Origin of the sequence: Labilibaculum sp., from assembly GCF_041595635.1 — a bacterium.
Taxonomy (GTDB): domain Bacteria; phylum Bacteroidota; class Bacteroidia; order Bacteroidales; family Marinifilaceae; genus Labilibaculum.
In genome coordinates this window covers 62,491-68,678 of the sequence record NZ_JBFHJW010000017.1, presented here as the reverse complement: position 1 = coordinate 68,678, position 6,188 = coordinate 62,491, and the positions used below count along the sequence as shown (strand labels likewise).

Genomic DNA, 6,188 nt, shown 5'->3' with positions numbered 1-6,188 from the left:
TTTACTAGCAGCGGAACCACAGGAAATTTAACCAGTCGGCATTTTGTTCCCGATCTAAAAATGTATGAACAGAGCTTTACCAAAGGCTTTGAACAGTACTATGGTTCAGTGAGCGATTACTGCATTTTGGCTCTACTGCCTTCCTATTTGGAACGAGAAGGCTCTTCCTTAATTTACATGATGGAACACCTGATTCGCGACAGCAAACACCCTAAAAGTGGTTTTTATTTGCACAATCATGAAGAATTGATTGCCACGATTAAGGAGCTAAAAAAACAGAATCAGAAAATACTTTTGTTGGGGGTTAGCTTTGCCTTACTCGATTTGGCTGAAAAATTCCAACTCGATTTAGAGAACGTAATTGTAATGGAAACGGGCGGTATGAAGGGGCGCCGAAAGGAAATTACCCGCGAAGAATTGCACGCTTTTCTGACCAAACGTCTGGGTGTGGAAAAAATTCATTCGGAATACGGCATGACTGAACTTCTGTCGCAGGCCTACTCGAAAGGCGACAGCCTATTTTTCACACCAAGCTGGATGAAGGTGTTGATTCGTGATACTTACGATCCGTTTTCCTACGAAAAGCAGGGGAGAAGTGGCGGTGTGAATGTTATCGATCTGGCAAATATCCACTCCTGTTCCTTTATAGAAACACAAGATTTGGGACGGATTCATGCAGATGGAAGTTTCGAAATTTTAGGTCGATTCGATCACTCCGACATCCGCGGCTGCAACTTACTGGTGAATGAATAAAAAAAACACCAAACAGATCTTTATCAGTCCTTTGGTGTTTTTATATTATTCAAAGTTTGTTGATTCAAGTTTGAATCAAATTGAGATGCTTTATTTATTCAAAGCTAACTGCCAATTCCAAGCCGAAAGCAATGTTTCATCGAGCGTTTTTCCCGATTTCCAACCTAATTCCCGATTCGAAAAAGAGGTATCTGCATAAATTTGCTCAATATCTCCAGCCCTTCGTCCCACAATTTTATGGGGTACTTTTTCGCCAGTAGCTCGCTCGAACGATTCAATAATTTCAAGCACCGAAACTCCTTTTCCTGTCCCTACATTAAAAAATTCATAATTCGACTTTTGCTTATCCTCTAACAATCTACCTATGGAAACTACATGAGCTTTGGCTAAATCAACCACATTAATATAATCGCGAATACAGGATCCGTCAGCAGTGTTGTAATCATTACCAAACACACTAAGTTCGGGACGCATTCCGGCAACGGTTTGAGTTAGGAAAGGGATTAAATTATTAGGAACGCCCAAAGGAAGTTCTCCTATTTTAGCACTTGGATGTGCTCCTATTGGATTAAAATAACGCAAAGCAATCATTTTTAACTGCGCATTTGCCTTGGCTGTATCTCTAATAATATCTTCACAAATGGTTTTCGTATTTCCATAAGGCGATTCAGCTTCTTTTCTAGGGGTAGCTTCCGTTACCGGCAACTTATCTGGTTGTCCGTAAACTGTGCACGATGATGAAAACACCAAATTAGGAATGGAAAACTCCTTCATTGCTTCTAGAATGTTCATCAATGAATTCAAATTGTTTCGGTAGTAAAGCAATGGTTTTTCAACCGATTCGCCCACCGCCTTCGAAGCGGCAAAATGAATGATTGCCTTTATTCCAGCGTGTTTCTTAAAAAAATCACCACACTCATTTTCCTTACTCAAATCAACTTTCTCGAACAAAGGACGAACTCCGCTGATGGCTTCAATGCCATCCAAAACCTCAATCTTCGAGTTGGATAAATTATCAGCAATTACTACTTCGTATCCGCTATTCTGTAATTCCACAACAGTGTGAGAACCAATAAATCCAGTTCCACCAGTTACTAATACCTTGTTCTTCATAATATCCACTCTAATAAAATCTTGATTTTTCAATTTATATCCTCTTTCGATAAAAAAACGACAATTATACAAATGTAGCGATTTCAACGACTCTTACCATAATAATTACCTGCACTTCTCAACAAGTCCTAATAAATCGATTTATTAATAAAAACCTGCCCTATTAACAACAGCCTATCTTTATTCAAACAGTTTTACAAACCCAATTTCTTTTTAATTTCACTAGGAATGGCATCTTTATGTACCATAATCGCCACTGTTTTTAACTTCACATAAGCTTCGCTCATGTTTAAATAACCACCATACTCATTGCTGTTATCAGCCCAGGAATTTTTTGTTTTGTAATAAACCGTTCCATTCTGATCTTTCACAATTCCTGTTAGGTGCATCAAATGATCATCGGTAGTTTCGTAATTATCAAAAGTCACTTGACGAAGATTCTCATCTACGGTAAGCTCACGATTATCTGAGGATGTATCGCCCTTATTATCAGCTAAATTATTTTCCCATTTGGCAATTTCCGAATCGCTCATATCTACTGCTTTTGTTGCTGGCAACACTGCATAACCATCACGATGAGAGAATCCTTTCTCACTCACATCACCATCCCAACAAACAGTAAAACCATTCCTAAGAGCATGATTAATAATCGCCATCAAATCGTTCAATTGTACATTATAATACAAATCATCCGACCAGTTATCTGGAACCTCTAAATCCACTGTCTGATAGTAAGAATAATCAGCATAGGAAGTCAGTTCCACATAATCATCGGCATTAAAGCCCATTTTTTTCGCATACGAAACAGGAGTGTACTCTACTCCATTTAATACAAAATTTTTGGGCGTTTTGCCCATATAGGTATCCAACACAGCATTAACCGATTCCTCCCACACTGGAGTCACTTTTCGATTCGGATTGGTGACTATCACATCCAACATCGCTTTGGTCGACTCTACCATTTCTTTATGAATATGAAAATCACTTCCATACTGATTTCCAGAATAAACACTCTCTGGTACGAAACCATGTTCTCTTACTACATTAAGTACATCATGAGCCTGCCCTCCTTCGCTATAATTTCCTTTCCCATGCAAATGAAAATAACGCTTAGCTTTTTGCGAATATGCCCACCGAACAATATACATTTCCGATAAATCAGATTTAGAATTCCCCAAACGAAGCAATTCCGACTCGATAAAAGAAATGGTGGCAAAACTCCAACATGTACCTGTACTTTGCTGATTTTTCACAGATGTTACGGGTAAATCTACCAATGTTGTAAACACTTTCTGTTGCGTTTCTACTTCTTGTGCCCAAATCTGATTACAAGCAAAAAAGGCCAAACTAATAAATATTGCTACTGTTTTATTCATTGTATTCCTGTAATGGTTATTAGTACTATAGTTGATTAAATACTCCTTATTGTCATCTATTATAAATTACCTAATTCATTCTGCTTCTTTTTACTCATCTTCTTCACCACCTCATCATACGAATCGTTAATCCACTCCTCAAGCTGTTTATCCGAAATACTGCCATCTATTACAACTGTATTCCAATATTTTTTATTCATATGATACCCGGGCAAAACCGACAAATAAGTCTCCCGTAATTCAATGGCTTTTTCTGGCTCGCATTTCACATTCATTCGTAGTTCTCCTGTTATATTTGTAAGCAGGAACATTTTATCAAGCACCTTAAAAACCAAAATTTCCTCATCAAAAGGAAAGCTTTCACTCACTGCCTTCATGGAAAGACAATACTCTCGCAATTTTTCAATATTCATGATTTAAAGCATTGTTAAGTTTTAATTAACTGATAAAAAGTAAATGTAAATACTTTTGCCGCAAACGTAACTGTATATTTCTGTGAACCTAAAAAACATCTGTCTTGAAAAACCAAGTTTACTTAATGACTTTCATCCTTACCTGGAGTGTACTAATTGGTTCTCTTATAATACTAAGAAATTTATCTTCAACCCTGTATGATCAATCCAAAATTTCCAAACTAAAAGATCATATTAAATGTGTTACCAATAACTCAGAAGAAATTTCATATTATGTGTTTAATTATGAGATAAATAAGGACAATTTACTCCAACCTCTTCAACAAGTATAAACTAGAAAACCACAAAATATTAATATTATCCGACATAGCATAATTGGCATGTATAATCAAATTTACGCAAAACTAGAAAAATTAGGAATTCGGGAATTTCAAATTCACTTGCGTGATGGAGAACAATTTATCTATTCTAAGGAAATTGATCAATTGGGCACCAATTTATTCTATCGTCAATTTTCTGTTGAACTCGCCAATACAAGACACATCCAAACAAAAATTCTGTTTTTCATTTCTCAGCTACTTTCGATTGGATCAATCCTTCCCCTACTTGAATAATAACATTGATGATACAATAGAGAATCTAAGTCTATCTACAGCGCAAATAAATACTCAACATAAATTTTGTTACCCTCACTAAAACTGCACATTATCCAAGATTATCAGGCTTTTTATTAAATAGTAATAAAATATTTTTGACTAATAATTTAAACCTTTTTTTTTTTACTTCGCCCAATTTTGTATATTTAGTTCAGAGAAATTGTGATTAATACAGATATACTCATGAACGAAACAGCCTACGCCCAAAAATACAATTGGAAAAATAAACGAATACTTATTGTAGAAGATGAAGAAATCAACAACATGTTTTTTGATGCAGCTTTAAGTAGAACCAAATCGAAGCTTTTGTGGGCAAAAAATGGCAAAGAAGCAGTGGATATAATCGAACAATCAGACGACATTGATGTTATACTAATGGACATTCGTTTGCCAATAATGGATGGTTGTGAAGCTACCAGGAGAATTAAGAAAAGCCACAAAGAAATTCCAATTATTGCTCAAACAGCCTATGCACTCGAAGGTGATAGAGAACGAATACTTGATGCGGGTTGTGATGATTATCTTTCCAAGCCTATTCGTTTCGAGGAACTACTTGAGACCATAGATAAATATTTGGCCGACTAATCTATGGGTGCACTGAATGCATCTTCGATGTGTTCAATTTTAAACTTTGAATTCTGTTTTATCACACTTATAACATCGAATCTTACTTCTTGTGTCATCTCCTTTGCATCCACGTAACCTTGTGTGGCGCGAACTAAAAACTTTATTTTTGAAAGACTAATTGCATCCGCTGGATGTTCAAAATATTCAGTCGACCTTGATTTTACCTCCACAATAATCAACAAATTATCTTTCAAAGCGATAATATCCAATTCTTTCTTTTGATAGATCCAATTTCGGTCAATGATTCTATATCCCTTATTCAGTAGATATTTTGCAGCCATATCTTCGCCGAGTTTTCCTAAATCATTGTGCTCTGCCATAATAGGTTATTGTTTTGGTCTTTTATCCCAGGTTAACTTTACTGCTCGATCATTCACGTCGAGTTTAAGAGATCGCCCCAAAGGCAAAGCCCAATTTTCAGTAATGTGTCCTGCTGGAAAATCGAAAACAACTGGATAAGAATAATTTTCGATGCATTCAGAAATAATTTCATAGGCACTTTGCCCAAAATCAGGATTTCCACCTTTCATATCGCTCATTCCGCCTACAATTAATCCTTGTAACTCAGATAATTTTCCCCCTAATTTCAAATTTCGCATCATTCGATCCAAATGATATAACTCCTCTCCAACATCTTCAATAAAAAGAATTTTTTCATGGGTCTCAAAATCCATTACTGTTCCTCGTAAACTATAAATAATCGACAAATTTCCACCTACTAATTCTCCCTCGGTGATTCCATTCCTATTTAATTTGTGTGTTGCTATTTCGTAATTTTCAAAATCTCCCGACAAGGAATTAAAAAGTGTAACAACCGATTGGTTATCTTTTAAATCAGAAGGAAAATTTACTGGCATTGTAGCATGTAAACTTTCTACTCCCAAAATGGTATTCAAATAACTATGAAATATTGTAATATCGCTATATCCAACTATCCACTTTGGATTGCGAATAAAAAGATCAAAATCAAGATGCTCCAGTATTCGCACACTTCCATATCCACCTCTTGCACAAAGAATTGCCTTAATTTCCGGATCATCCAACATGCGCTGAAAATCGTGCAAGCGATCTAAATCAGTACCTGCAAATTGGTTTTTAACATCAAAAACATGATTGCCTAAAACAACTTTATACCCCTCCTTTTCGATTCTACTTACGGCATTTCCCACCTTTTCGGGATCCATTTTTCCCGCTGGTGAAATAATTCCGATTTTGTCCCCTTTTTGTAAAGCAGCTGGCTGATACATATC

The 6,188-nt window shown here is 36.1% G+C and carries 8 protein-coding genes; 3 read left to right on the top strand and 5 right to left on the bottom strand.

Annotated elements, in window-relative coordinates; all coding sequences use genetic code 11:
- Positions 1 to 753 (top strand): acyl transferase (locus ABYT26_RS07265; RefSeq protein ID WP_372752372.1); only part of this gene is annotated, 753 nt, incomplete at its 5' end.
- A gap of 90 nt (positions 754 to 843) precedes the next feature.
- On the opposite strand, the gene galE is transcribed toward ABYT26_RS07265, so the two are convergent.
- The 3 genes from galE to ABYT26_RS07250 form a co-directional block, all read right to left on the bottom strand.
- Positions 844 to 1,866, bottom strand: a complete 1,023-nt coding sequence (galE, locus tag ABYT26_RS07260) for a UDP-glucose 4-epimerase GalE (RefSeq protein ID WP_372752370.1) — start codon at positions 1,864 to 1,866, stop codon at positions 844 to 846.
- A gap of 194 nt (positions 1,867 to 2,060) precedes the next feature.
- Complete coding sequence (locus ABYT26_RS07255) at positions 2,061 to 3,242, bottom strand: aminopeptidase C (protein WP_372752368.1); 1,182 nt, start codon at positions 3,240 to 3,242, stop codon at positions 2,061 to 2,063.
- 59 nt (positions 3,243 to 3,301) lie between these two features.
- Complete coding sequence (locus ABYT26_RS07250) at positions 3,302 to 3,655, bottom strand: MmcQ/YjbR family DNA-binding protein (protein WP_372752366.1); 354 nt, start codon at positions 3,653 to 3,655, stop codon at positions 3,302 to 3,304.
- Between the two features lie 380 nt (positions 3,656 to 4,035).
- Here ABYT26_RS07250 and ABYT26_RS07245 point away from each other — a divergent pair, with 380 nt between their 5' ends.
- Together ABYT26_RS07245 and ABYT26_RS07240 are read left to right on the top strand one after the other, a co-directional pair.
- Positions 4,036 to 4,269: a hypothetical protein gene (locus ABYT26_RS07245; protein WP_372752364.1), complete on the top strand. Its 234-nt coding sequence runs from the start codon at positions 4,036 to 4,038 to the stop codon at positions 4,267 to 4,269.
- A 225-nt stretch (positions 4,270 to 4,494) separates the two neighbouring features.
- Positions 4,495 to 4,896 carry a response regulator gene (locus tag ABYT26_RS07240; protein ID WP_372752362.1) on the top strand — a complete coding sequence of 134 codons (402 nt, stop codon included), beginning with the start codon at positions 4,495 to 4,497 and terminating at the stop codon, positions 4,894 to 4,896.
- Here ABYT26_RS07240 and ABYT26_RS07235 read toward each other — a convergent pair.
- Together ABYT26_RS07235 and ABYT26_RS07230 are read right to left on the bottom strand one after the other, a co-directional pair.
- Positions 4,893 to 5,258, bottom strand: coding sequence for a YraN family protein (locus ABYT26_RS07235; protein ID WP_372752360.1), 366 nt, complete (start codon positions 5,256 to 5,258; stop codon positions 4,893 to 4,895). The genes ABYT26_RS07240 and ABYT26_RS07235 overlap by 4 nt on opposite strands.
- Before the next feature lie 6 nt (positions 5,259 to 5,264).
- Positions 5,265 to 6,185 carry an LD-carboxypeptidase gene (locus ABYT26_RS07230; protein ID WP_372752358.1) on the bottom strand — a complete coding sequence of 307 codons (921 nt, stop codon included), beginning with the start codon at positions 6,183 to 6,185 and terminating at the stop codon, positions 5,265 to 5,267.
- Positions 6,186 to 6,188 lie beyond the last annotated feature (3 nt).